The 24,212-nt window shown below is 41.1% G+C and carries 18 protein-coding genes and 3 pseudogenes; 10 read left to right on the forward strand and 11 right to left on the reverse strand.

Annotated elements, in window-relative coordinates:
• Nucleotides 1-43: 43 nt before the first annotated feature.
• A complete protein-coding gene (locus OCU35_RS16985) occupies nt 44-439 on the forward strand; it encodes a hypothetical protein (protein WP_261826015.1) in 396 nt (131 codons plus the stop codon).
• Nucleotides 440-633: 194 nt separating this feature from the next.
• Here the strand turns inward: OCU35_RS16985 and OCU35_RS16990 are convergent, their stop codons facing one another.
• Complete coding sequence (locus tag OCU35_RS16990; protein WP_261826016.1) at nt 634-1,365, reverse strand: hypothetical protein; 732 nt, start codon at nt 1,363-1,365, stop codon at nt 634-636.
• 990 nt (nt 1,366-2,355) lie between these two features.
• On the opposite strand from OCU35_RS16990, the gene OCU35_RS16995 reads away from it, so the two are divergent.
• Together OCU35_RS16995 and OCU35_RS17000 are read left to right on the forward strand one after the other, a co-directional pair.
• Nucleotides 2,356-3,105, forward strand: a complete 750-nt coding sequence (locus tag OCU35_RS16995; protein ID WP_261826017.1) for a DUF4403 family protein — start codon at nt 2,356-2,358, stop codon at nt 3,103-3,105.
• Between the two features lie 10 nt (nt 3,106-3,115).
• On the forward strand, nt 3,116-3,814 hold the full coding sequence (locus OCU35_RS17000; RefSeq protein WP_261826018.1) for an EcsC family protein: 699 nt from the start codon (nt 3,116-3,118) through the stop codon (nt 3,812-3,814).
• On the opposite strand, the gene OCU35_RS17005 is transcribed toward OCU35_RS17000, so the two are convergent.
• The 4 genes from OCU35_RS17005 to OCU35_RS17020 form a co-directional block, all read right to left on the reverse strand.
• Entirely contained in the window at nt 3,802-4,170 is a 369-nt protein-coding gene (locus tag OCU35_RS17005; protein WP_261826019.1) for a hypothetical protein, read from the reverse strand. The genes OCU35_RS17000 and OCU35_RS17005 overlap by 13 nt on opposite strands.
• Before the next feature lie 342 nt (nt 4,171-4,512).
• Nucleotides 4,513-5,124 (reverse strand): hypothetical protein, encoded by a 612-nt coding sequence (locus OCU35_RS17010; RefSeq protein ID WP_261826020.1) that lies wholly within the window; start codon nt 5,122-5,124, stop codon nt 4,513-4,515.
• Nucleotides 5,125-5,265: 141 nt separating this feature from the next.
• Nucleotides 5,266-6,597: a hypothetical protein gene (locus OCU35_RS17015; RefSeq protein WP_261826021.1), complete on the reverse strand. Its 1,332-nt coding sequence runs from the start codon at nt 6,595-6,597 to the stop codon at nt 5,266-5,268.
• A gap of 926 nt (nt 6,598-7,523) precedes the next feature.
• The gene (locus tag OCU35_RS17020; protein WP_261826022.1) at nt 7,524-7,931 is read right to left on the reverse strand and encodes a hypothetical protein; all 408 of its coding nucleotides are present in this window, start codon (nt 7,929-7,931) and stop codon (nt 7,524-7,526) included.
• Between the two features lie 302 nt (nt 7,932-8,233).
• Here OCU35_RS17020 and OCU35_RS17025 point away from each other — a divergent pair, with 302 nt between their 5' ends.
• A complete protein-coding gene (locus tag OCU35_RS17025) occupies nt 8,234-8,515 on the forward strand; it encodes a hypothetical protein (RefSeq protein WP_261826023.1) in 282 nt (93 codons plus the stop codon).
• 570 nt (nt 8,516-9,085) lie between these two features.
• On the opposite strand, the pseudogene OCU35_RS19195 reads toward OCU35_RS17025, so the two are convergent.
• Nucleotides 9,086-9,495 (reverse strand): annotated as a pseudogene (locus OCU35_RS19195) (group II intron maturase-specific domain-containing protein); the annotation flags it as partial.
• A 175-nt stretch (nt 9,496-9,670) separates the two neighbouring features.
• Here OCU35_RS19195 and OCU35_RS17035 point away from each other — a divergent pair.
• The 3 genes and pseudogenes from OCU35_RS17035 to OCU35_RS17045 all read left to right on the forward strand — a co-directional run.
• Nucleotides 9,671-10,611 (forward strand): annotated as a pseudogene (locus tag OCU35_RS17035) (IS3 family transposase); the annotation flags it as partial.
• A 129-nt stretch (nt 10,612-10,740) separates the two neighbouring features.
• The gene (locus tag OCU35_RS17040) at nt 10,741-11,826 is read left to right on the forward strand and encodes an ISAs1 family transposase (RefSeq protein ID WP_261826564.1); all 1,086 of its coding nucleotides are present in this window, start codon (nt 10,741-10,743) and stop codon (nt 11,824-11,826) included.
• Between the two features lie 21 nt (nt 11,827-11,847).
• A pseudogene (locus OCU35_RS17045) lies at nt 11,848-11,979 on the forward strand (integrase core domain-containing protein); the annotation flags it as partial.
• Nucleotides 11,980-12,556: 577 nt separating this feature from the next.
• On the opposite strand, the gene OCU35_RS17050 reads toward OCU35_RS17045, so the two are convergent.
• Nucleotides 12,557-13,078: a hypothetical protein gene (locus OCU35_RS17050; protein ID WP_261826025.1), complete on the reverse strand. Its 522-nt coding sequence runs from the start codon at nt 13,076-13,078 to the stop codon at nt 12,557-12,559.
• A gap of 245 nt (nt 13,079-13,323) precedes the next feature.
• Between OCU35_RS17050 and OCU35_RS17055 the strand changes: the two genes are divergently transcribed.
• Nucleotides 13,324-13,707 (forward strand): hypothetical protein, encoded by a 384-nt coding sequence (locus OCU35_RS17055; RefSeq protein WP_261826026.1) that lies wholly within the window; start codon nt 13,324-13,326, stop codon nt 13,705-13,707.
• Nucleotides 13,708-13,987: 280 nt separating this feature from the next.
• Here OCU35_RS17055 and OCU35_RS17060 read toward each other — a convergent pair whose 3' ends face one another.
• Genes OCU35_RS17060 through OCU35_RS17070 form a run of 3 tightly spaced genes read right to left on the reverse strand, consistent with a single transcriptional unit; the run spans nt 13,988 to nt 16,540 of the window.
• Nucleotides 13,988-15,061 (reverse strand): hypothetical protein, encoded by a 1,074-nt coding sequence (locus OCU35_RS17060; protein ID WP_261826027.1) that lies wholly within the window; start codon nt 15,059-15,061, stop codon nt 13,988-13,990.
• 15 nt (nt 15,062-15,076) lie between these two features.
• Nucleotides 15,077-15,634, reverse strand: coding sequence for an LPP20 family lipoprotein (locus OCU35_RS17065; RefSeq protein WP_261826028.1), 558 nt, complete (start codon nt 15,632-15,634; stop codon nt 15,077-15,079).
• Between the two features lie 12 nt (nt 15,635-15,646).
• Nucleotides 15,647-16,540 (reverse strand): hypothetical protein, encoded by an 894-nt coding sequence (locus OCU35_RS17070; RefSeq protein ID WP_261826029.1) that lies wholly within the window; start codon nt 16,538-16,540, stop codon nt 15,647-15,649.
• Nucleotides 16,541-16,682: 142 nt separating this feature from the next.
• Here OCU35_RS17070 and OCU35_RS17075 point away from each other — a divergent pair, with 142 nt between their 5' ends.
• Nucleotides 16,683-17,717, forward strand: coding sequence for a PorV/PorQ family protein (locus OCU35_RS17075; protein ID WP_261826030.1), 1,035 nt, complete (start codon nt 16,683-16,685; stop codon nt 17,715-17,717).
• A complete protein-coding gene (locus OCU35_RS17080) occupies nt 17,718-18,719 on the forward strand; it encodes a transglycosylase SLT domain-containing protein (RefSeq protein ID WP_261826031.1) in 1,002 nt (333 codons plus the stop codon).
• A 139-nt stretch (nt 18,720-18,858) separates the two neighbouring features.
• On the opposite strand, the gene rpoC is transcribed toward OCU35_RS17080, so the two are convergent.
• Entirely contained in the window at nt 18,859-24,132 is a 5,274-nt protein-coding gene (gene rpoC, locus OCU35_RS17085; protein ID WP_261826032.1) for a DNA-directed RNA polymerase subunit beta', read from the reverse strand.
• Nucleotides 24,133-24,212: the final 80 nt, after the last annotated feature.

The following is a 24,212-nucleotide window of genomic DNA, read 5'->3' on the forward strand; positions in this document are numbered from 1 at the left end:
TAATACAACTAGTGATTTTTGTTCACCTAACTCGGAATGGAGTATGCGCAATGAACTTGGTGCATGGGGTGGTTCAACCCCTAGTATTTTGGTTTTAGTTTTTTCAAAAGGCATCACCCAAGCTAATATTGATCAATCAGGTCGATTTGAAGATGTGGCCTTTGGTGGCGCAACTCGTAACCGCCTTGACAAGATTTTAAAAAAATTGGGAATATTAAGAAATGAGGAACATGTTTCGGAACATACTGAAAATCCCAACGCTAAGCTTGCTCTTGGTTCTTTAGTCCGTTGTAGCCTTACCCGTAAAGATTCCGAAGGGCAATATTCGAGCTCTGGTCCATTAGTAATCAAATCCTTCAACAAAGACAAGCGTGTCGAACTATTCAAAACCGTCCAGTACATACTAAATGTACAACTAAATTCTTCATGCATCACATAGGAAGTCGTGACTCGTAGTATTCTTATTAAAAGTAAGGACATTAGTACATTATTCATTCTGAAGTGGTCATGCTGTGCGCAACTTTGTATGAGGCAAGGTCATTACTGAGGCATCTAACTCATTTCTGTTGAGTAGACGACATCTACGTTTTAGGGCAATCAACCTAAGTCGCTTTTATCACAAACCATACTAAATCAACCGAGCATTTCTATGACTTCGACTGGATCTAGTACGATATCTTCTCCATCCCACAGTCCTTCGCTCGACTCTAGCCTAGATTCAACATCTTGATTCCACGACGATTCAACAATATGTTCTATTACATCAGGTATAAAAACTCGTGTTGATTTAGGTAAATTCCTAGGGATCAAATATGCTGCAAAAGGGGAACTATTAAGGTTTGCCTTTTCGCTTGAAATAACACTATCAAAATAATCTAAAGATCTATAATCGAAACCACCATAGGAATAAATGCCATTATCTTTTCTGAGTATTACTTTAGAAGCTAATGCTTTTTCAGAATTAGTAGGCTTAATGAGCAATTTATAGCCCTGCTTCTCAGCCCTATTCATTGAAGCTATATCTCTAGCAGTTTTGATTACCACTAGATTGCTATGATTTCGCCCCAAACATTGAGCATCTTTGCCTTCCTTACCCTCAGTGTCTATAAACTCAAATTCAACTTCTGTTCTGTGGAAATCAATGTATGCACATGCTTCAGGATTAACCTTAAATATTGCAATGATTTGTTCTTCACCAAACTCTGTAAGATCTATCACATTCTTATCGCAAGAACTACAAAAGCGAGTAACGACGCTCGCTGTCAATGATAGTTCACCCCATTGCTTACGGAGCGGACATGAAAACTGCTTGATCAACTTACCGTCAGATGTAAACAAGCTATTTGATGATAAATCTAACTTCATAATTATTTCTATTAAATAGTTGATTTTAATATTTAATTTAGCACCTTAGTTTTAATATTCAAGAATCTCTCTTGATTAGAATACGAGAAACTTTCCTTTACGTAAGAAGTCTCAAAGTGTCACTGTAGTGGCATAGTTAATTTGGCCACCTGATTAGAGGTGGTAGAAAAGTTTCGAAAGACGTATTCCCACCTAACAGTTTGGACAGCAATCAGTTTAGAGGGTGACATTAGCGCTAATGTTATAAAGGGGTCCAAGACTTTGCAGCCAGTTTACGACTGTGTGATAAGAGGTTGTAGCTAACTTGCTAATGTACCAAAACAAATCATAAAAACCGGAATCGAAAGGAACTCAGGACAGAAATCAATCATCATTGGTAGATCTTTTGACCGAGATTAAGCTTCTCTAGATTACCTGTTACGGTTGGTAAACCTTGTTTTTTTATTTAGCTTCAATCCCCAACTCTTACGAAGAACCTCAAGTGCTTCCTTCTTTGTTACTGTTTTAGGCTTTGTAGTGCGATGTATCGGCTTACAACCAAAGTGCCCGCTACCTCCACAAGCGAAGCATTGACCATTTTGAATATGCCTATATACATTGATAATGCCCTTGCCACTGCAGCGGTTACAAATACTCATTGAGTCTGCTCCTAAATCAACGCTCCTTCCCTTATCTAGGTCAGAGCTAATGGACTAATCAAAGTCATTAGATAATAAGATTTTAATCAAAGGTGATTCAGGGCAGAAATGCGTTGTTGTTATCTCTGGTATTCGATTGGAGTATAGGTTTGAGAAAGCACTTTATTTATATTCACGCGCACAAGTTAGTATCCTTTGTCTGTGACGCATAATGATAAGAGTATGTTTGTATTATTCGGTATTATTTCTATAGAAGTGCCAAACTATTCATGTCTCACGTTACTTCATTTTATTACCAGATCTATTGGCACCAGAGACGATCAATTAACAACAAACTTAGGATAATTGTTTCATGTGCCAGACAACTACATTATCGATTTCTAGTCTGATTGACTTAAAATATATAGAGAAATTCGTCAACGAATCAGTGCCAAAAAATACTACTAAGACATTAAAAGATGCTATCAATGTAAAAACTCTTGGCTTAAAGACAAAGATCAAATTTGAGATCACCACAAACGCAGCACTATACTCGCCAATTCGTTTTGAATCATCAACTAAAGGTTTGATTGCATCTATACCTCTGGACCTAAAAGTAAGAGTAAAGAGTTCAAGCCTTGCTGACAGTCGGACCACCGTTCGAGCTAGCGTTATGGTCAAGGTATTTACTTCTATTGCAATCAATAGTGATTGGACTCATTCGTTCGACTACCGTTTGGACTATCAGTGGGAGAGCAAACCTGAAGTTAAACTCTTTAGAAAGGTAAAATTGAGACTGACACAACGCTTGGAACCTGAAATCGATAAACATATTAAGGGTCTTGAGCCTATCATTGCAAAACTCATCGATAGTCTTGATATAAAATCAAAAGTAGGTCGAGTATGGGAACTGGCACATCAACCCAAACTTATCAATGAAGCACCTAACGCATGGTTAACTTGTACTCCAAAATCTATAAGCTTTTCTGGCTTTGAGTATTTGCAAAATTCAATAAAAGTGAATGTAGCATTACAAGGTGATGTATTAGTTGTTTTACAAGAAATGGCACCAAAATCGACAATGCCTTTCGCCCTTCCCTCTCTTCAAACTCAAACAAGCTAGAGAAGAATAAATGGCTCGCAAATTAATATCACACAATACAATAATGACCGCACTGGATTGGTCTTACGACAAAGCAGTTAATGGAGGTCTTGGCTTAGACTCAGCTGTAGAGTTAGCGGAAAGCTACCTTGAAGATGATCAACCTTCCCTGTACGACCAAGTAAATTCACTAATTCGATGGCAAAATACCAAGTCCGCCACATCAGGATTCGTAACAGGTTTAGGTGGTATTATCACACTGCCAGTATCAATCCCTACCAATATAACTAGTGTCATATTTGTTCAGGTACGCATGATAGCGGCTATCGCACACATGTCCGGGTACGACTTAAACGATGATAAAGTAAAAACTATGGTGTACGCCTGTCTCACTGGAAACGCTATAAAAGAACTTCTAAAAGATGTAGGTATGGAACTTGGAACCAAATTAGCTATAAGTGCTATTAGCAGTATTTCAAGTAAAACCATCACTTCTATCAATCAGAAAGTTGGCTTTCGACTCTTAACTAAGTTTGGAGAGAAAGGAGTGATCAACTTAGGCAAAGCTGTCCCGTTTGTTGGCGGGGTAATTGGTGGTTCAGTAGACTTATATACTACGAACAAAATAGGAAATATTGCTCGAGATATTTTTTGTTCTGTTGGTGAACAAGTCGAGGATACAAAATGCAACAGCTTTCAAGCCAACAAACTAGTTTCTCACACCAAATAACCAGAATAAGCCTTTGTATATTTTGCTTTTTTGAAAGTAGGTATAACTAAAATCCATTCATCAAATCCACTAAATTCAAATTGAAAGCTTACACCTTCAAACTTAATCAATAGCTTGTCTCCAGATTTCGGGTTGTAATCAAAGTCAAAGCAATTCTTTTCATTCAATTTACTAAGAATTTCAGACTCAGATACTGTGGCTGGTTTAAATGCAAAAGAACCTACTGCCTTTGGTAAATTAGTGCTTTTTCGATCCTCTTGTATTTCATTTTTTGAAAAAAGCACCCAATGTGGCTTGGAAGTGTCCACATCCTCAGTGCATGTACATAGTCGTATCTCATCGCCGAACTTACACATACCTCTTCCTTACTAATCTGTTTTTGTCACAAGAAAACTGCTTAGACCTTAAATCACTAGACATTTCACTTTTCAGAAAACTTTAGGTCTATAAATGATAGCTAATGTGTAACCTGAATTGAACGCTAACACGCAAAAGGGAAGCCCATTTTAATGCAACCACCCTAGCTTGCTTTTGTCCCGATCCGAATCAGAAAACCCGGTGTCGTAAGAAGGTTCTGGACAAAGACGTGTCAGAGGTTTTACTAATTTAGTAGATTGCGGATTATCTTATGTATGGGAAAGGTAACGCCGCACTAAGCGGACCAAAATTGTTGGTTATAATGTGTAGCGAAGCGGAACCTAACCAACTGTTTTAGTTTCATTTAAGTGCCTTGTTATATTTTGGACTAACTTTTGACCAATTCCATTGATTTTTTTTATGTCAGCGCTATTTGAAATGTCTGCATGTAAGCAAGCTAAAATCTCTTGAGCAGTTATCCACATCGCCATTTTTGGATTTTCAAGTGTAAAGTCTGTTCTATTAAGGGATACATCATCCACAGTGAATTTTTCATGGATTCCGTGTCCGTACACATTAGCAAAAGATCTTTTTTCGTTTTTATCAAACTTAGAAGTAAGAACCGCAAAATCAAACGTTACTTCTCTGATGTTGTGTACAAGCTTATTTCTTAATTCAGAAAGCTTTTTTAGGAAAGTGGATTGCTCTGGCGTAATGATATTTAGTTTAGTAATTAAAGCGATTTTTTTAGACTGCTCAAGATAAGACAGTTCATTTTCGATTTCTGAGTGTTGAAGTTTAGCCGCAAGAGCTTGTCCACTTGCGGCTTCAAAAAGTGCACTCAACTTAATAACAAATGACCAATCATCCTCCGCCAACAACGCATCATAAAAACCACTTGGTAAGCCCAAATGGTTTTCAAGAGCCGATACTTCTTTCGATATTGCATCCATAAGTGAACCTTTCAGAAGAAAAACATAACGACAAATTAAGGTGTGAACAACGGCGACACCTTACCTAACGCATTGTGCCATAAACACTAAACTGGCTTAAAGCGAAAGCGCCGAGCGTTGTGAATCACTCTTAACAGTTTGTTAAGTTTCTTTTACGCGATACCTAGTTCTTCCATATATCGGATAATAGGCAGGCTTTATTGAGCTGAACTGCCCGTCACCAAAAAACACATGAGCCACATTTGGAAACAAATCAGGGTCTAAAGGATTTAGAGCATTTGGATTATGGTAAATTGTTATAGAGTCGCACCAATACTCTTCATACTCTCCATTAGTAACTTCAAACTCAAAATCTAAGGGGATCTGATTGTTAAAATGTATGCATTGACCAACAAATCTGATGTCTAGATCTCTTCTACCAAATTCAGCTAAATACCCCATTCGCAAAAACTTACCGATAGTAGCTTGATTTGAATGTATAATCGCACTGATATTCTTAGCATCGTCTAAAGCAAAATAGTTCGATGGAATCACCTTTTCGTTCCACCTATGCTCAGATATTTGAGTTACCTCTTGTATCACTTCACCATTTTCAAATCTATGCTGCCTCTCTGCACCATATAAATATCTTTCCAATGCACTCCTTGACCACATCATTGAATCTGTTTGATGAAAGTCATGAATAGCAATAAGTAATGGGTTACCCGCTACATGATCCTTTTCCCAGTACCTTTTGTTTAATTTAGAAAATAAAGAGCTACCATATTTTATCGGCATATAGTCATTTAAAAGCCTTTCAGTTTCTTCATGACTTTTAGGCTCAGGTTCATTGTCTGCATGTTGACTTGGATTAACTGTCACAGCTTCCACACAGATACGCTGTCCCATTTTTTCTACAACATAGTCCGGAGCATTAAACTCTCGGTTTATCATGAAGTCAGCTTCGTGAAAGAATGCGTACAGGTATAACTCCCACATTCTAGAATTAAATCCAGAACTCTGGAATTGCTCGATATAGTTACCATCAGGGTCTTCGAATGAATAAGATATTTCTGCGATAAGCTCTTTCGCTGGACTAAAAAGATCGCATTCAGTCAATAATTTATAGTCATTAGGCATCGGCTCTCGTTTCTCGATGTACTCAAAAATAAGATGCTTTTTCCGGGTAATCACACCTTGCGGAAATTCTTCAGCACCATCTTTAGAATGATGTTCCATCTTTCCTAATAAAATAGATCTAGCATCAACAATTTGGGGAATACTATGCTCTTGATCGATAAACCTAAAAACCCCTGCTTCATCTCTTCCAAGCACAATAGCAACGTAGTCGTTGTCAATTTTATCTAGTAAAATAGCACCTAAAACTGCGTTATTATCATTTGAATACCACTCGATATCTTCAGAAATTAATTTAACGAATGGGATTCGTGCATAACTCAAAGCCTCAAAACGAGCTTTTGATATTTGTCTCACATATCCTCCTTGAAACTTAACAGCTTAATAGTGCGACATCTCAAATGCACCTGACACTCATAATACAAAACCAAGTGCAATCTATTGTTTTTATGAGATAAAGTTTTGATTCAGATCGTTTTATGCCAGCAAAAATGAAGCATTGCACTAACTCATTCCCATTATCGCTGTTGCACTTAGATTGTAATACATTGATAGGTAGGCAAAAACTTCATCCTGTGGTGACGAAACGAGAAGTACCAGAACCGTAAACGAGCCTATTTCCGATGAATTTTGACCTCGCCATTAACCCTGTGCAGGCGTTGATTATTTAAGTTACCTTCTACGCTCTAAAGGAATTAGTTTTTATATCGCAAAACTTTTGGCTCACAAAATTCGCTCGGTATAACGAAACAAACTTTGGGGCAGAAGTGCGCTAGGAAGTCACTTAGTTGATAGTAATGAAATATTCGAGCGTTTAAGTTGTAGTAGAGCATCGATGTAATGCTTCTAAAGCTAACTTGAGTGATGAAATTACCTAAAACTGTGAACTGCGCCGAAGCGTATCTCTCGCCGCATTCAGAATTAGGGCAAGGCAAACCATACTTATCATCATGTTTGAGCACTAGAGGTGAGAAATGAACCTAGGTTCGTTTTTAGGTACTAAATGCAACAATCGAGATGAGTGGTTAATAGGGGAGCAAATTGTTATTTGTATTTGTGGACACACTATTTTTTTAGCCTAGAAAGTAGATAGACAATTCTGATTTTCGCTTTTTCTAATTTAGCAAGTCATGTGGTCTTGAGAACTCATAAATAGAGTGTCAGGTTGAGGCCAATACTCACTATAAAAGTGCCAATTTTTATTGACCACTACACCGACACATTTCTGGATTAATAATTCTACAAAGTCGTTTAATAGGCATTCCCGTTATTAAAAAAGGTTTTTATTGTTGTGGACACCCACCGCTTGTAATAAACGAATTATTATTTTGGTCGATATACCTCAACTCTACATACAATGAGTCAACATTGCTTGCAGCTAGTAATTCTTTACCACCTGTATCATAAAGAGTTTGGCAAGTAGATAAATACATCATATCGTGAGACGCATTAAGGATTTTTCGATTCTCGCTAGTAATAGGATTTATTGAGTCATAAACATATATGTATTTAACAGTAGTACCGAGTTTTTGCATTTCTAGTGAGTTAATTGTTAAGTTTTCATCGATTTGAGTACCGCTCATTTTGGCCATAATCTGATTTGCATTAACTACATCCATAGGAGTTATCTCATATGCTTGTACCGAAGATGCTATTAATAGCGCTATCAGTAATAGGAATATTTTTTTCATTGGACTCTCTCCATATTCAAATAAGTGTGATTTATATTTCGGTAGAGACTACAGAAAACATAATGAGCGAATTATATCGCTTACAAAACAAGCAGGAAAATAGCATCTGCCTATACCTGATATGTGTTGAAGTTATAACTTCATTGCTCTAGTAGTTTGGTTGGTTCTGAAATCATTTTCTAAAATGACAACGTAAGGTAAGTATATTAATAACTTCTTCTTGGCGTTAAATGATAATAAATTTCAATTTATTTCCGCTATACTCCTCACCACCTTGATATACACCTACTTGGGAAATAAACATGAGAACAACTACAATGTCACAAACTAACGACGCATTGCGTTACGCTCTGATCGCCATAGGTATTTTACTAATAGGCTCAATTGGTATCGGTATTGCAGCTTCTGATGCAATGCATGTTACCTCTGGATTTTGTGCAGTCCAAGAATGGCAATCAGGTCAAGAGTTTGCTGACCGATTCGTAAATTATTATGTTCATGAAGGCTATTCTGCGCCGGTTCTATCTGACATCGCAAATTTGTCTGCGAAAGCAACCAACGCAATTAAGTGCATGCCGTACTAACAGAACAAATATCCGCTGTTAAAGTGACTCTATTTGTCACACCTATTACAACCAAAATTCGTACTTCTAGAGCATGCTTTATCGGCATAATATTTGATGCACAAAACCCACGTTTTACAGTGGGTTATGTGCCAAGTATCAGAAGCATTGTTGATGCTAATTAACCCCACCCATTAGATATTGAATACACCTAGGCGGACTTCCCAGTAGCCACTAAATATTCTCACTTGTCACATGCTGTATTCTGTATTCTGTATTCTGTATTCTGTATTCTGTATTCTGTATTCTGTATTCTGTATTCTGTGGTGCTCTAGTAAAAAATTCGTACTGACTCAAGTCAAAGCGGATATCGCTGATGTGGAGAGTTAAGAGTGGTTCAATCATACCTCCCTATTAAATTGCAAATTTTTATTTAGCACGATTACGTCTGTCGAGTAGACGAAACTTGTTACCAGGTGCCGCCCTTCTAAGAACCGTACGTGCAACTTTCGCAGCATACGGCTCAAGCCCTCCACTAAGGCATCATTGATACCCCGCAACTTATAACGCTGCAGTCAGGATAGTCTCTTTTCAAGAGTTACGAGCTAGCCTTTTGGGTTTTATCTTCGCAAAGTATTCTTGGTATTGAGGGGCAGCACTCCTGATTTTCACGTGTCGTTCGATGGGCACTTTCGCTATTTAGAACAGATCGAAGTGACAGTCCATGTCCATGATTTTCTGCCAACCGTGAAATTGCCACTGGCCTTTACTATGAGGAAGCACTTATGAACAATCCAGTCTTTGGACTTGGTTGGATGACGTCTAACTGTCAGTGCCTTAGCGCTTGGAATAGTTTGTGGCCGACATACCCGAATATTTGTTTAACAACACAATGGTGATAGTAATTCACCCATCCCCAGAGTTTCTGATTTATCAACTTGATAAGATCGTTAAGAGGAATGGTTGCGTGTTTTTTTAATGAGTTCTCGTAGGTTTCTAATGTCGGTTTGTACGTAGTTGATTAGGAGATTTGGCCAGATAGCTAGATCTCTAGGCATGAAGTAAAGTAAGCAAAGTGATGGTTTAGTAAGTTGAGAAGCCGACCGGTAACCCCCCCGAAAAGTAACAGCATGAAAAAGTAGAATTTTCTCGTATAGTTAATACAGGAGATTCAATATGAAAAAATCACGATACACGGACAGTCAGATCCTCTCTATCTTAAAACAAGCAGAAGCAGGAACCCCGATCCCAGAGCTTTGCCGAGAGCATGGTATGAGCAGCGCGACCTTCTACAAGTGGCGCTCAAAATACGGAGGTATGGACGCTTCCCTTATGGCTCGAATGAAAGAGCTTGAAGATGAAAACCGTCGCCTTAAAAAGATGTACGCGGAAGAGCGCTTAAAAGCAGAAGTGATTTCTGAGGCTATGGCAAAAAAGTGGCGAAGCCCTGTGAGCGTCGCAAGATGGCTCAGCACTCAGTGGCGAACAACACAATTAGCATCCGAAAGGCTTGCCGTTGGTTTAGCGTCAGTGAGACGTGCTATCGGTATCAATCAAAAGGGCAACCTGAGAATGCACAGATAGCTCAGTTGCTTACTGAATTGGCCGAAGACGAGTCTGACTGGGGTTTCGGATTGTGCTTTAACTACCTTCGCAATGTTAAAGGGCATACTTGGAATCACAAGCGCGTCTATCGCATATACTGCGAACTGGCTCTAAATCTGCGTATCCGTCCGCGAAGACGACTAAATCGTAATGTACCAGAGCCACTAAAAGACCCGTTCAAACCGAATCAAGTTTGGTCTATTGATTTTATGCACGATCAACTTTCAGATGGACGTAATTATCGCCTGCTTAATGTCATTGATGACTTTAAACGTGAAGGATTAGCTATCGAAGCTGATTTATCTTTACCAGCAGTAAGAGTTGTTAGGACTCTAGATCAGATAATTGAGCAACGAGAACAGCCTATCGCCATTCGCTGTGATAATGGGCCAGAGTTTATCAGCGATCATTTTGTTGAATGGGCTAAAAATCGAGGTATTCGTATTGATTATATACAGCCAGGCAATCCTCAACAAAATGCTTATGTTGAGCGTTTCAACCGAATCGTCCAGGGTGAGATCGTGAACGTTTTTTGGTCAAAACTACGATCGATTTGACGATCACATTTAGCTGTGATCATATACTCCCTTTTTAGGGAGCAAATCATGCACATTGACCACTTCAAAGAACATTTTTAAACAATTACCGACCAACGCCAAGGTGCAAAGGTCACTTATTGCCTGTTTGAAGTCCTTTTTGGCTCGCTATGTGCGGTTATTGCTGGTGCGAAAGGCTGGTTTGATATTCGTGAGTACATTCTCGGACATCATGACTGGTTTAAGCGCAATGACCTATTTTTGAACGGTATTCCTGCTGATGACACTGTTGCTCGAATAATATCGACGATTGAACCTGAGCAGTTTCATGAATGCTTCATAAACTGGATGTCATCAATTCACACCCTTACTGATGGTCAAGTCGTTGCGATCGATGGCAAAACGCTTCGCGGCTCATATAATCGCGAAGACAGAGCGAGTACTATTCATATGATCAGTGCTTACGCGTCATCAAACAAGCTCGTATTAGGGCAGTTAAAAACCGAACAAAAAAGCAATGAGATTACAGCGTTCCCTGAACTGATAAAGATGCTCGATGTCAAGGGAGCGCTAGTAACCATTGATGCTATGGCCTGCCAAACCAAGATTGCTAAAGCCATTGTAGAGCAAGGTGGTGACTACTTGCTTGCCGTAAAGAGCAACCAAGGAAAACTCCGACAAGCAATAGAAAAGGCGTTCTCTTCTCAGCGAGCCAATGTGGTTGATGAGATCTCTCTTAAGCAAGGACACGGTCGTATAGAATCACGCCAATGCTATGTTTTTGATAGTACGAAACTTGAAGGTAACTTCTCTCGCTGGAAAGCCTTGAAGAGCATTGTTATGGTTGAAAACTTTCGCCTTGAGAAAGGCAAATCTGTCGATCTAGAGTACCGTTATTATATCAGTTCTAAAAAGCTTAGTGCAGAGCAAGCAGCGATGGCAGTCAGAGAGCATTGGGGCATAGAATCAATGCACTGGGTGCTTGATGTAACCATGAATGAAGATGCATGCCAGATATACAAAGATCACGGTGCAGAGAATCTATCATGCCTACGCCATATGAGTTTGAACATGCTCCGAGAAGAGCCAACCAAGCTAAGCATTGTTGGTAAGCAAAAGCGCTGCATGATGAATACATCAATGCTAGAGGCAGTATTGAGTGCTGGCTTTAGTCAGGTGGTGGAAAACTAGGCACTCATGCGGTCGCCCTGCCGAACCGTCCGATTCAGTTGGGTAAGCAAGTATCTATCTGATTCGATAGCGTAAGTACAAGATAAAGCAACCCGTTGGCTTTGGTTCTACAACCATGAACGCCCACACAAAGCGAATGGAGGGTATCCACCACTAAAAATAACCGCATCAATTCTACGAACATATGCAGTTATTAATGGGAGGATTAACAAGGTAAAGCCTTTGATTTCGCGATAGGAAGGATGTCACAAGTATGTGAGCACTAATTTCTCTTTACGTAACCTTCAGCATGTTTATCAGAAGCATACTCGATGGGAGTATGAAGAAGAAACAAGGCGAGTGTTGTTTGAAGTTGAAGACAATGTCACTAAATCAGGAGAACTCGTAAATATACCGAACAACTCCTTGATAGCGGTAATAGTGGGATCCAAAATGTCTCATTCTAATAAGACTGTAGTCGCCAATTTATGCAAGAGGAAGGACATACCAGTTTATGAGGCTCAGCCTATCCGGGATGACTACTCTGTCATTGTTGGTTCTCATGATCTTCGAGAGACGCACTAACGTTTTATTTTCAAAAAATGGTTAGGCTTAAATTTAAATTAGAACAATTTACGCAATTGTTGCCCAAAATAATAAGTAATGCTATCACGAAACCTGAACCCTTGTACCGTAGATATAGAACAACACCCAATTTCCCCTCGAAAGATCAACACTCCTTAGCCCAAGCCTACTCAGAGGTTCTTTTAAAGAGGTGTTCTCGCATTGAGCCACCTACAAAAATGCTACAAAATGAACCCAAAATGACACCCAAGACCATACCAGTACCTAAATTATCTGGAATAAATTCCATCATGTTATGTAAAACAGCGAACTTGATAATGTTGCCATAGATCATGAAATAGCTAAGACCAATTATAATAATCCATATACCGACACCCACAAATTTAGTAATTCGCCCGATAGGTGTTTTGCATTTTGAGTAGCATACCCACCACATCAACGAGAATGTGATTAATGCTGAACTGAAACTGAAACTGAAGGCATTTAATTTAAATGAATACCCATTAGCATAGAACACTGAGAAAATTAACTTTGAAATGCATGTTATTACAATTGCTCCAAGTAAAGCAAAGTTCGTTTTTTGGTACCATGGAGATTCAATGTAGAGTAGTTCTCTTTTAGCTTTATCTTCTTGGTTACCGAGATTTTTATCTGCTTTAATTTGTGCAAGTTTTTCTTGATTGTTCATGGCTATGCCTCTGTTTATTTCTAGTCATCCTCGTTCCAACCTCCCTTATGACGCTAAGGTTAATTAAATTGGTTCTTTATAGAAAATGATTTGCTTGCATTACAGATATAAATGAAATGCATGTGTTCTTGGCAAATATCCGTTTGCAATTAAATTCCATTGCTATTCTGAGATGGCCCACATTCTATATTGATGACACGTGTTATGCTGCTAATGAAATTGCTTTGTTGAAAGGAAACTAAGGTTTGAGAACACTATGGTCACTTATATTGGTATTTGTAACACCTATTTGCTATGCGAATTATGATCCTAAACCGATAATGAATTGCATCGAGGCCTCTGTTGGTTTAACTATGATTTCGGCTATGGGGCATAATCCTGATATGGAAAAGGTCCGCGATTATGATAGTAAAGCAGATGATTTGATTGACATGCTCGCTGCGGTAATAGCAGAACGCGGTAGAAGTGAAACGCCAAAAGAAATTAAAAGCATGGCACAAGGCCACGCAATATCTGTGAGAAGAAAAAAGGGGATTGAACGCGCGAAAAAAAATTGGGAGATTAATTTCCATTCTGTTAAGTTTAATAACCTTGGCGGGCAAACATGTGAGCAATTTTCGGAAAGCTAACTCATAACTCGGCAACCTTTGAATTGATACAAGGCAATAGGGTCAAGTCTTGCCTTTTGCCTAAAACTTCAAGGTGTAACTCATTTCGGGGCAAAAATGAACTAGCGGTGGACGCCTTGAGAAGCTTCTTAATTTAAACGTTTTAGAATTGCCACTATAAGGCGCTTTTGCCTCCAAATGAGAGGGATAATAGTAAAAACTCAACGACTTAGCTGAATGAAATCACTAAAACGGTTTAAATACTAGTCAGTAACACGAACTCATATATTTGGCACTTAATTCAATCCCTCTGCTCAAACTTAACATCCCCCATAGCGTCATAATTAACCCGAGTTCCCAACCGCAAATGGGCAATTTCCTTTTGGCTGTCGTTAACAACTAGAGCTGTGCGCATTCGATAGCCTGACTTCAGAGAGATTTGAGGCTTAAAATGAGCAACGATTTCTCTGCATTGTTTCGCAGGAATTACACGAATCGTCTTTTGCTCTAATTCGGAGAATGTAGATACAACATCAATTCTAGTGAGGGAGAGATTAAGGTTTAGTGCTGGGTAGCTAGATGAGTTGCACAATTTGAAGACTTGCCAGGTTTTATCTCCAGCAATTACCGGTTTGTTATTCGATTGAGGCTCCAGTCTAAGCTTTGCTTGTCGATAACTGAGCGTTCGGACTCCTAGCTCGGCTTTAACATCCCCTATTCCATCTTTCTCTTCAGCGATGAGAATGATATCGCCTTTACGATACTGGCTCTCAAGTGAGTTTGAGATTGCGAAGCTAAGGCGTTGGCTGTCACCTACTGGTAGCTGATCGATGACTTGTTTTCGGGTAGGAAAATGTAGGCTGCTTAGATCCGAGCTAAGCGATAGAGCTACCCTTTCAGCATCACCTTTACCTATATTTGTAATTAATACACTCAAGAAACCACTTTCATCAGCACTGAGTGCGCGATCACCGTCGGTGTCATCGAGACGCATCAGTATTTCTAGTTTGGGTGGATTATTGTACTTATCGGCAAGGTCTATTTTGCGCTGACGCTGGTAGATCTTTTCATCAATCTTTTTCAGGTAGTCGTTAGGGGCATATCGAACGTAGTTGCTACTGATATCACGAGAGAACGTGCATCGCTTTACGCAGGAGACATCGCCATACTCGCTCTTAGTACCAACAGGTAACTGCTGATCATAAGAGACATAAGATACGGCTTCTTCAAACAATTCTTGAGCACGATAGATCTGGTCGTCCTCAAAAGCTTCTACGCCTTCTCGATACAACACATAAGCTTGCTCATTTTTATCGTATTGAGTCACACATCCAAACAGGAGTGCGACCAATAGACTAACTAGTAAACCTTTCAACAGCGGTATTTCACCTTAATTCAGTAATGATTTAAGAGAAACGAGTTCTTCTTTTTCAGGTGCTGACAAAGGCTCTTGCTCAAGAGTTTGAATAGAACGAGCAAGAAGCTGTTGCTTAGTTTCTAGGTAATCTAGTTCAGAAATTCCCACGAGTACCCATAGGTGACCACTCGCGTCTTCTGCAGTCTCATAATGGCGAACACCACTAATTTTGGTATCAGACACCAATGTGCTGGAAATCTCTGTCAGCTTTTTAGACAGCGTGACTCCTGAGTTAGTAGTTAGGCGTTCTTTCTCAGACACAAGACTCGCAATATTAGAATCTAACTCTTGGCTTAGCTTAACAGTGGCATTGCTAATCGCTAAACGTTCTTGAGTTGAATATCCGGTTTTAGCATCAGAAGAGCTAATGTAAAAACGGTATGGTTGGTCTGTAGGAACTTGCTTATCGCAGTACCAATTAGGGGCGTCAGATTTGTCTGGAAAAGCGCAATCCGCTTTCACCGTTTCAGGCGTACTACTACAGCCTGCAACACCAATAGCTACTAGAGCCACCATAAAGAGTTTCTTCATATTTACTTCCTTTTAAATCGCCGGTTCATACCGAGCTGTACTTAGCTTCCAATTGCTAACTTGCCATTGCTTCATGAAGTTTACGGTAGCGGTTTGCTGTTGTGTCATCGACAGAGATAACCCCGATTCAGGCAAAAAGCGACCTATCGGTTCATCATGTTCAACCAGCACAAACAACAACGGCACATGCTTCTCATGAATCTTAAAAATCTTTTCTTCAGTGTAGTTCACACGCTGCTTTTTTTGGTCGGCATAGAGCACATTAAACCCACCACTTTGCGTAACTTTTACAAGAGTCTGATAGCGGCTTTTGCCATTGCTATCAATAGAATGCTTTTCCCCATGTTGTCCGTACCAAACCGATTTTCCGTTCAATGAGATTTTTGGACTAGGGGAACTCAATACTTCCAGCAGATCATCCCGATACAAAGGCAGAGAGAGTTCTTCATCATAGATATAAAAATTACGATCTTGAGCGTAGATTCGCCAATCAGAAGCCTTAAACCAAGCTGAAAACGATGGCTTTACTATTGCGAATTGCCCAAGTCTTTTTTCTAACGAACGGGTGTCTACTGTAGCTAAAACCATTTTCTCGCTAGATGAACATGAGTAACTTTCGATGTGGGGATTTCGAAATGCACTTTGCGACGTCATTTCCGTTCTTTGAACATAACTATGTCGAGTTGGGCTATTAGACTGTTGCTCTTCTCTGGTATTGAGTTCGTGATAAATGACCGTTTCTCGTCGAAGGCTTAGTTTTTCCAATGCACGACTTTTTGCATCTTCAAAGGTGTTTCCTACACCAATCTCCCGATAAACTCCCGGGGCTTCTTGCATTGCGTTTTGCGTGGCTGTTTCACACTCCGGATTAACAGAGCTGCACCCCACTACCGTAAAAAGAGGCATTAATAGCATCGCACTGTGTAAGCATTTTCCTGTTTTATGCCTAGATCTCAATTTACACACTCAAACTTCAAAATTGCTACTAAAACACCACATTTATGTTACAAATATGATCAGTGCGTGTCCATAAAAATGTGAGGTATTTGTGAAGCGCTTAGTTAAAGGATTAACTCTGGTCGCAATAAGTATTGTGTCCAACATGGCATATGCGGAAGGAATCCGCGCTCGTGGAATGGGAGAAGCATTTCACTCGTTGTCCAACGATGGTACAGGTTGGCTTTATAACCCAGCAGGTCTTGCCAACATTGGGATAGGAAAAATTGACATCACCATTGAGGGCGCCGAAACCTGGAAGCGAAACGATGAAACAAACTCTATAGAAAAAGACAGCTTAGACTTTAGCTATGCTTCTTTGACTTACTTTACCGAAGGTGACTCCGCTTTTGGTCTTTACTACCAATCCAGCAGCATTCGCACCAAAGAATCTCTATATGATGAGGATTCTTGGTACAACAAAATCGATGATATCGACCGCTCCATGTTTGGGCTTGGCTTTGCGTTTGGCTCCGGAAATCACCACTTCGGTGGGACTTTTGACATGGCCGAAATTGATTCGGGTGTCAGCTATTTAAGCAGTGGCTTTGAATACGGTGGTACAGCGGGCTACAAATGGTCGATAAGCGATATGACTGGAGTGAGCTCTCATTCAGCCATCGGCTATAACATCAGTTTAGGGGCATCTTATCAGTCTGAAATAAGCTATAAAGCTGACACATTCTACGATGGTCGCCGTGAGATCATCATTCGCCCAAGTGAAATGGCGTTGGCGGGCAGTCTCTCACTGACATTCTTCATCAGCGATCTAGGTACAACGTTAACTGGCGCTTATGATTACATCGATAGCTCCCATATGCTACTTACTCGCCTCGATGATGTAACTGAAAACCGATTTGGTGGTGAACTCTCATTCTTCAGCTCAAATGCCGAAGATGGACTTCAAGTGACATTGAGGACCGGACTAAGACAGTTTAACGAAGACGTACTAAATGATGCCATGTCCTTAGGGCTGGGGTTGAGCTATGGGATGCATACGGTCGAATTTGCGACATGGGAAGAGCCGACGCTAGATATCAATGAAGACCGTATGGGGCTTTCGTATAGCTTTATCTGGGGTGGCTAGATGACGTATCGCTTTGTGCGGTTATCTTTTGTAATTTTGCTTGGGTTGACCGCTTTACAAGTCAACTCAAGCGAAAGTGCCAGTGCCAATCAGTTAAAAGCATTAGCTCATTTTGAGAATGTCAGCGACCGTCATAGAAAGCAGATTGAAAAGCGAGAAAAAGAAGCGCAAACACTATGGCAAAAGCAAAATACAGATAGACTTCGCTATTCGGTTAGCTACGCTAATAACCTTTCAAGTCGCATCACAGAAGACTTTCACAGCGACACTATTCGGATTGAAACCCTTGTAAATCAACCCAACGCTGATGAACAACATAAACGTGCCGTTGAACAGCAATTAGAGAAGGTCACTACAGCGAATTCAAAAGTAAACGATATAGAAAAGGCTCCCAAAGTAATCTCTAAAACGACTGGCCAATCCATGGAAACCCTAATTGAGGTAGGTAGTCACTACACAGACCAAAGAGCCTTAAGCTATATTGATCAAATCAAAGCGTCCTCCAAGACTTGGAAAGTACCTCCCTCTCTAGTGATGGCGATTATCTATCAAGAAAGCCGCTTTAATCCAAAAGCTCAGTCAAAGGCTCCAGCTTACGGATTAATGCAGATTATGGAGAAAAGTGCGGCCGCAGACGTGTCTAACTCTTATCTCAAGAAACAGAAAATCACAGTCTCAACCTTGTTTAACCCGGGTTACAACATAGAGATTGGCGCAGCTTACCTAAGCATTCTGACTGATAAATATCTTAAGAATGTAGAGTCAGAACATTCACGCTTACTGCTATCAATTGCCGCCTACAACGCAGGGGTAGGCTCAGTCGCAAAGCACTTCACCGGCACAACCTCTCTAACGCAACTCTCAGAGGCTGCCAACAAGATGGAATTTGTGGACATCTATAAGTCGCTTACCACAGCATTTCCCTTCAAAGAAACTAGAGAATATGTGAAAGTGGTTGTTGATAAAGAGCATTATTATCAGCAGCTTTTGAAGCGATATTAACCCATCAAATTGAAATGAACACCGCTAGCCTGCATTTATCGAGTGGTAACTCTAACACTAACGTTACAACGCGTGACTCCTATAATAAGCTCAATATCAATGTGGCTACATATCCCATTGAACAGGATAGTAATTTGTATTATTCATCTGAAAATCCTGCATTTAGAAGCGCAGCCAAGTTATCCGTTGCTTGTTCCGCAGATGGACCTTGTTGCTCTTCACGACTAGCTTGACGGTTCTTGTGGTAAGCAAATCCCGTACCCGCAGGGATCAGACGACCCACGATTACATTTTCTTTCAGACCACGAAGCTCATCACGCTTACCAGAAACAGCAGCGTCTGTTAGTACGCGAGTTGTCTCCTGGAACGATGCCGCAGAGATGAACGACTCAGTTGCTAGAGATGCTTTAGTAATACCTAGTAGCTCACGCTCAAAGCCTGCTGGCTCTTTACCTTCTGCTTCTAGTGCACGGTTAGCAATCTTAACTTGTGAGTATTCCACTTGCTCGCCAGGTAGGAACTCAGAGTCACCAGCGTGTGTAATAGTACACTTACGTAGCATTTGACGAACGATAGTCTCAATGTGCTTATCGTTAATCTTAACGCCCTGTAGTCGGTAAACTTCTTGTACTTCGTTAGCGATGTACTGAGTCATAGCATGGATACCACGTAGACGTAGGATATCATGCGGAGTCTCAGGACCGTCGGCGATTACATCACCGCGCTCAACCTTCTCACCTTCGAACACGTTCAGCTGGCGATGCTTAGGAATCATCTCCTCGTAAGCGTCTCCGCCTTCACGAGTGATTACTAGACGACGTTTACCTTTCGTTTCTTTACCAAACGACACAGTACCTGTGTGCTCAGCAAGAATCGCAGGCTCTTTAGGCTTACGAGCTTCAAACAAGTCAGCAACTCGAGGAAGACCAGTGGTGATATCTTTGTGCCCCCTTAATTTCTGAGGGATACGAGCAAGAGTGTCACCAACGTTTACTTTAGCGCCATCTTCGATGTTTACAATCGCTTTACCAGGTAGGAAGTACTGAGTTGGCATATCAGTGCCAGGGATCATTACGTCATTACCTTTCGCATCAACAAGTTTGATAGCTGGACGCATATCTTTACCAGCAGCAGGACGTGCTGCAGGGTCAGTTACTTCACTTGAAGATAGACCTGTAAGGTCATCTGTTTGACGAGAAACTGTTACGCCATCAATCATGTCAACGTACTGGATGCGACCTGCCACTTCAGTGATGATTGGGTGCGTATTAGCTTCCCATTTCGCTATGCGATCACCAGGTTGCACTGGTTGGTTACTCTGCCCCTCATCCATTAACCTCATTCTTGCATTTTTCTGAGTCTCTATTTGATATTCTATTTCACGTAGGCGTTCTGCATGCTGTTTGAGCAAGAAGTTTTGTTTAACCTTCTGGTCGACATGATTGAGTTGCCAAAGCGTATGCTGAATCAAAAGCGACGGCATTTGCTCTTTTTTCTCATTTGCAGTCATATGTAAAAAATCTAACTGCGTGGACAATTGCTTTTCTGTTACTTTCCAGCTTTCTCTTAATGCTAACAACTTACGCATTACTGCTCTTTTGTGTTGCCTTCTCAAGGAGCGATGCACTTGTGATTGTTTGTACTCGTCCCTCAAGATTTTTATTCTGTCACCGGCACACTTTGTCTCAGATTCAATAGCTTCTTTTTTCTTCTGAATCATGCTGTGCAAATGATCTAACTTCACCGCAACAGATTTTCGTTGCTCAAATATATACTCTCGAAATTTAGAGTGTTCCTTCAGTCGGTCTAGATAATCGCGTTGAAGTTGTTGAACTTCGATATTCCAAGCTTGATGCGCAGTCTCATAACTTTTAATCGTGTCCTTCGAAAATGGTGACCAAGCTGACAACAAAGATACCTGCGGTTTAGTCGGTTCAACAGGTAGTTGAGGAGGCGTTGGTTCTTGAGGAACAGAAAGTGTCTCCTGTTGATGCTGCAAATAACTTTGTTCATTGTTGAGTTCAGAAAGTTCGAGTCGCAGACACTGCAAAATCTTTCTCGCATGCTCTTTTGCTTCTAGTTGGCGCTTTTCCTGCTCGGAATCATGAGCAGTCTGCATCGATTGCCCACGGTAGAACAATGCATGGTTGATGAGTTGCCGCTTTTGGTGCCTAAAGTTTAACCAGCCTTGTTTCAACTGACCGATTACTTGGGCAATTTGCCTTTCCTCATATTGTACAGGAAACTCTGGTTTCTTTACCCACTGTGATAGTAGCGGTGGTGTAAGACTAGACTTAAACAACTCTAATGCATTGATGTTTGCATCAATGTAACGGAGTTCTGCAAGGCTTTCGCTACTCAGATAGCTACTGTTATGAGCCAAATTAGAAAAGTATTTAGTCGGCAGTCGTGCTCCATAAGGTAGCCCGAATCTATCTAAAGTACGCCCGTTGTTATTCCGGAGAATAGCTTGAGATTTTCTGTTTGTAATAACTACATTATTTTTCGAGTCAACTACGTACTTGGCATTCAGCAACTCCAGCGAACCAGAGCCTGTTGCTTTTATCTCTGTAACTTCATTTGACAGCATAGCGATACCACCGGTGTGGTAAGTGCGCATGGTAAGCTGTGTACCAGGTTCACCGATAGACTGAGCAGCGATAACACCTACTGCTTCACCTTGGTTCACTAGGTGACCACGTGCTAGGTCACGGCCGTAACACAGTACACAACAACCGAAGTCTGCGTCACAAGTAACAACAGAACGTACTTTCACTTTATCGACAGAGTTGTCTTCCATGATCTGACACCACTTCTCATCAATCAGAGTATTACGTGGGATCAGTACTTCTTCAGTACCAGGCTTAAGTACATCTTCAGCTACAACACGACCTAGAGCTAGCTCAGAAAGTGGAACCTTAACGTCACCACCTTCGATATGAGGCATCATTTCAACGCCTTCATGAGTACCACAGTCATGTTCGTGAACTACTACGTCCTGTGCAACGTCTACTAGACGACGCGTTAGGTAACCGGAGTTCGCTGTTTTCAGTGCTGTATCCGCAAGACCCTTACGAGCACCGTGCGTTGAGATAAAGTACTGAAGTACGTTTAGACCTTCTTTAAAGTTCGCTGTGATTGGCGTCTCGATGATTGAACCATCTGGACGTGCCATCAGACCACGCATACCTGCAAGCTGACGAATCTGTGCAGCAGAACCACGAGCACCTGAGTCAGCCATCATGTAGATGCTGTTGAACGACTCTTGTTGCTCTTCTTCGCCGTCACGGTTAACTACCGTTTCAGAAGATAGGTTATCCATCATCGCTTTCGCAACGCGGTCGTTGGTAGACGCCCAAATATCGATAACTTTGTTGTAACGCTCACCCGCAGTTACCAGACCTGATTGGTACTGGTCTTGGATTTCGCGTACTTCTTCTTCAGCTGATTCGATCTCATCGTACTTAGCTTGAGGAACAACCATATCGTCGATACCAACCGATACGCCAGATAGTGCTGCGTAAGCAAAACCTGTGTACATGATTTGGTCAGCGAAGATTACAGTGTCTTTAAGACCAAGCTTACGGTAAGCCTCATCTAGAAGTTTAGAAATCTGCTTCTTGCCTAGCTTCTGGTTTACTAGTTCAAACGGTAGGCCCGCTGGAACGATCTGCCATAGCATTGCACGACCGATAGTAGTATCTACCATCTTAGTTTCTGTCGTGCTGTTACCGTCTTCATCTTTGATGGTTTCGGTAATACGAACTTTTACACGTGCGTGAAGTTCAGCGCTCTTAGTACGGTATGCCTTTTCAGCCTCTTCTGGGCCAGCAAGGTACATGCCTTCACCTTTCACGTTGATCTTGTCACGAGTCATGTAGTAAAGACCCAATACAACGTCCTGAGAAGGTACGATGATAGGATCACCTGACGCTGGCGACAGAATGTTGTTTGCCGACATCATCAGTGTACGTGCTTCAAGCTGAGCTTCCAGAGTTAGAGGTACGTGTACCGCCATCTGGTCACCATCGAAGTCGGCGTTGTACGCAGCACACACAAATGGGTGTAGCTGGATCGCTTTACCTTCGATTAGTACTGGTTCGAATGCCTGGATACCTAGACGGTGAAGCGTAGGTGCACGGTTCAATAGTACTGGGTGTTCGCGAATAACTTCGTCTAGGATATCCCAAACTACGGCTTCTTCACGCTCTACCATCTTCTTAGCTGCTTTGATCGTTGTCGCTAGACCACGAAGCTCAAGCTTGCTGTAGATGAATGGCTTAAATAGCTCAAGTGCCATCTTCTTAGGTAGACCACACTGATGCAGACGCAAGTAAGGACCTACGGTGATTACCGAACGACCAGAGTAGTCTACACGCTTACCTAAAAGATTTTGACGGAAACGACCTTGTTTACCCTTGATCATATCAGCAAGAGATTTTAGAGGACGCTTGTTAGAACCTGTGATCGCACGACCCCGACGACCGTTATCTAGAAGGGCATCCACAGACTCTTGCAGCATACGCTTTTCGTTGCGTACGATGATGTATGGTGCCGCTAGCTCTAGAAGACGCTTCGTACGGTTGTTACGGTTGATCACTCTGCGGTACAGATCGTTAAGATCAGATGTCGCAAAGCGACCGCCATCTAGTGGTACTAGAGGACGTAGATCTGGTGGAAGTACTGGAAGTACACTCAGAATCATCCACTCAGGGTTGTTACCTGATGCTACGAATGCTTCAACCAACTTCAAGCGCTTAGTAACTTTCTTACGCTTAGTTTCAGAGTTAGTCGTTTCTAACTCTTCACGCATTAGTTCAGCTTCAACTACAAGATCCATGGTAGAAAGCAGATCTTTGATCGCTTCTGCACCCATCTTCGCAGTGAACTCGTCACCCCACTCTTCTAGTTTGTCCAGATACTCTTCTTCAGTAAGCATCTGACCTTTTTCTAGATCAGTCATGCCCGCTTCTGTTACTACGTACATTTCGAAGTAAAGAACGCGTTCGATATCACGCAGTGGGATATCCATTAGTAGACCGATACGAGACGGTAGTGATTTTAGGAACCAAATGTGCGCTACAGGCGACGCTAGCTCGATGTGGCCCATGCGGTCACGACGAACTTTAGTTTGTGTAACTTCTACGCCACACTTCTCACAGATAACTCCGCGGTGCTTCAGACGCTTGTATTTGCCACATAGACATTCGTAATCTTTAACTGGGCCAAAGATACGTGCACAGAACAGACCATCGCGCTCAGGTTTGAACGTACGATAGTTGATTGTCTCAGGCTTTTTAACTTCACCAAAAGACCATGAACGAATCATGTCAGGTGAAGATAGACCGATTTTGATTGCATCAAATTCTTCAGTCTTATGCTGTGCTTTTAAAAAGTTTAATAAGTCTTGCAATTTTGTTCCCTAAAGATAAACCCACAACCTGCTATTGGTACTTTAGTTCTTTATGGTTGTTGAACTAATTGGTATCACCA

This window comes from Vibrio breoganii, assembly GCF_024346795.1.
Taxonomy (GTDB): Bacteria; Pseudomonadota; Gammaproteobacteria; order Enterobacterales; family Vibrionaceae; genus Vibrio; species Vibrio breoganii.